Annotated in this window: 3 protein-coding genes; all 3 read left to right on the top strand. The window is 68.6% G+C overall.

The features are described 5' to 3' along the window. Window positions 1–715: 715 nt before the first annotated feature. The 3 genes from Y708_RS27035 to Y708_RS30120 all read left to right on the top strand — a co-directional run bounded on the left by Y708_RS27035 (window position 716) and on the right by Y708_RS30120 (window position 2,792). The gene (locus tag Y708_RS27035; protein WP_051479265.1) at window positions 716–1,219 is read left to right on the top strand and encodes a DUF1440 domain-containing protein; all 504 of its coding nucleotides are present in this window, start codon (window positions 716–718) and stop codon (window positions 1,217–1,219) included. Window positions 1,220–1,338: 119 nt separating this feature from the next. Next, window positions 1,339–2,124 (top strand): hypothetical protein, encoded by a 786-nt coding sequence (locus Y708_RS30125; protein ID WP_162150512.1) that lies wholly within the window; start codon window positions 1,339–1,341, stop codon window positions 2,122–2,124. Continuing rightward, window positions 2,121–2,792 carry a gluconate 2-dehydrogenase subunit 3 family protein gene (locus tag Y708_RS30120; protein ID WP_051479264.1) on the top strand — a complete coding sequence of 224 codons (672 nt, stop codon included), beginning with the start codon at window positions 2,121–2,123 and terminating at the stop codon, window positions 2,790–2,792. The genes Y708_RS30125 and Y708_RS30120 overlap by 4 nt, the downstream gene beginning before the upstream one ends. Window positions 2,793–2,853: the final 61 nt, after the last annotated feature.

Genomic DNA, 2,853 nt, shown 5'->3' with positions numbered 1-2,853 from the left:
GCCACCCAGACCCTGGTAGAACTCATCGGCATGGTCGCCTACGTCACGATCATTCCGCCCATCCTCGCCTTCCGGCCACGGGATCGGCGCTGAGCAGTGGTTCAAGCGGGCTCGGCGAAGGTCAGGGTGAAGCGGTGTTGGGCGTCGGTCCACTGTCCTGTGACCGGCGGCGGTGCCGAAGTCGTCCCCGGCCCCACCGGGTCTGGGAACGGGCGGCGAGCCGGTCGGTTTTCCGGCGCGTGGTGGCGCGGTCGTTTCCTCCCTCCCACGGGGCCGGAGCGCTGGACCTCGTGGACGCCGGCCGATCGCGCAGGGCTCATCGGTGACCGCCCTGGGCCCGGCCGGGCACAGGGCGGGTCGTCGTCCTGCTGACTGCGGTCCTCGAAGAAGACCGGTTGTACTGTCGAACGTCCATGGCTAGGGTGAAACTATGCCCAGTGTGACCCACATCGCACTGGGTTGCCGAAGCCACTGACAAGAGATCTCGGGAGATCGAATGCACGCGAAGACAGCGCTCGCGCGGCCGTTGGGCCGGCTCCGGCCCGGGCCTGGTGCCCGGCGCAAAGAGGTTCCGCTGTCCTCCTGACGATCGATTCCGCGGCGAACGCTCCCGGCGTCGGGTGGCGCATCCGGGGAATCTGCCCCGGCTAGTGCCAGGCAGCGCAGACAACTGCGACCGCCACGATCGGCGGTCGCAGAGCAGAAGGGAACAGGGATGAGCGCGAAGGACTTGGTCGGGGATGCGGTGCTGGTCGGCGGTGCTGGTTTCGGGGCGGCGATGGTGATGGGTAAGGTCACCACGTTCATGTATGAGCAGCAGAGCGATGGCGCCAAGCGGCAGGAGGAGGCCGCCAGTTACGGGGTGGCTTACAACGTCGCGGCGAAGAAGGGCGCGGCGTTGGTCGGGCAGGACATGTCGGATGAGCAGGCTGGGCGGATCGGGTCGGGGATCCACTACGCGTTGGCGTTGGGCTGGGTCCCGGTTTACATGGTGGCTCGTCGCCGTTGGGGAATGACTCCCTTCGGTGCTGGGGTGGTCACGGGCCTGTCGATGGCGGTGCTCGTCGACGAAGTCGGAAACCCGTTGCTGGGGCTGACACCACCGCCGCAGAAGTATCCGCTGGTCACCCATCTTCGTGGTATCGCAGGGCATCTGGTGTATGGGCTGTCGGTGGCCGGTTTCGTCGAGGCCGGCATGAGGGTCATGAGGCGCCGGTGATGCTCCGTCGCGCCACGCGGACCGGGTGGATCGGACCCGGTGGCTTGCGAGGTCATCGCACGGCTGCCCCTTCGGTGCCGTGGCCGGCTGATCTGCAGCGTCTGCGAAGCAAGATCGCGATGGTTACGGCGGCGTCGACCGCGCTGTTGTGGCTGGATAACCTGAGCGAGCACTACAGGGGAGGGTTCCGACGTCGGTTGATGTACGTTCCCATCGTCGCCGGCCCGTTGGTGGCCGCCGCGGGGGTGGTCACAGCCGTGACCGGTGGGCGACACGGGGGGCGTACCTTTGGGGTCCTGTCGGCCGCCCAGACAGGTATCGCGCTAATCGGGTTCGTCAAACATCAGCGCGCCATCCTCAAGAAACCGGGCGCGGATGAGCCGCGGGGGTTCCTCTTCCACGCCTGGTACGGGCCGCCGGTGGCCGCGCCGCTGCAGTATCTCGGTCTGGGGCTGATGGGGTTGATGTCCACGGTGTCGCACCCGGTGGCTGCTCCGTTGCTCGCCCGCGTCCCGGTCAACCGGTTGATGCGGGTGTTCACGGCGCTGAACATCCCTCCGCTGTGGGGGGAGATCGGTTATCTGCACGCCCGCGGGGCATTCCAGAACCCTGCGCAGTGGATTCCGGTCGTCACTCTACCGGTTGCCGGCGCGGTATCGGCGTTGGCCGCGGCCTCCGGCAGCGACCGGGCGCGCACGGCTGCCATGGCCGCGTCGGCCTGGACAACCCTGCTCGGGGTGGCGGGCACAGGGTTCCACCTCTACGGCCTGCACCGACGCTACGGAGGTTACGACCGCCGGTCGTTCCTGTTCAACTGGTTGAACGGGCCACCTGCGCCGGCGCCGCTGCAGATGGTCGGGCTCGGCCTGATCGGGCTGGCCGCGGAGAGGAGGAGCGTCTCGTGAAGCGCTCACCCTATGAGGGTTTTGACCCCCTGGGGCAGTCGGACCACTGGGAGGACCGCACCCGCGAGCTGGTGCTCGCCCGGATCGGGCAGGTCCCACCGCGACGGTTCTTCACCGAGGACGAAGCGGACCTGCTGGACGCCGTCGTCGATCGGCTGATCCCGCAACCGGACCGCAACGCGGGCGAGGCCGTCCCCATCACCCCGTTCATCGATCAGATGCTGTTCGAGGACGATACCGATGGTTTCCGCAAGGAGGCCATGCCGTGGGACCAGCAACTGTGGCGGCTGGCGTTGCAGGGGCTGGAGGAGACGACCGCCGCCAGGTACGGGACCCGGTTCACAGCACTCGACGACGGGCAGCGCGACGACGTGCTGGCGGCCGTGCAGACCGGGGAGGCGGAGGGCCAGGTGTGGCGCCGGCTGCCCCCGGCCGCCGCGTTCGACAAGATCATGCAGGAGGTCGTGGCGGTCTACTACGCCCATCCTGCGGCGTGGGCGGAGATCGGCTGGCCCGGTCCGGCGAGCAAACGCGGTTACATGCGCACCGGATACGGTCAGCGTGACCCGTGGCAGCCGAAGGAGTCCTCACCTGTGTCCTCCGTCGCGATCGTGACGCGTAGCGGCTCGGGCGGCAGCCCCTCCGGTTCAGCCGGGGGCACGCATTGAGCGCCCACGAGGAGGTCGACGCGGTCGTGGTCGGGGTGGGCGCGGCGGGCGCGGTGCTAGT

This window comes from Arthrobacter sp. H5 (assembly GCF_000520595.1).
Taxonomy (GTDB): domain Bacteria; phylum Actinomycetota; class Actinomycetes; order Actinomycetales; family Micrococcaceae; genus Arthrobacter_D.
The sequence above is the reverse complement of the archived record's forward strand: the minus strand, read 5'-3'. Positions and strand labels throughout refer to the sequence as shown.

Bases quoted from the DNA above. Each gene is read 5' to 3' on its own strand.
- Y708_RS27035 (WP_051479265.1), top strand. From the start codon at position 716: ATGAGCGCGAAGGACTTGGTCGGGGATGCGGTGCTGGTCGGCGGTGCT.
- Y708_RS30125 (WP_162150512.1), top strand. From the start codon at position 1,339: ATGGTTACGGCGGCGTCGACCGCGCTGTTGTGGCTGGATAACCTGAGC.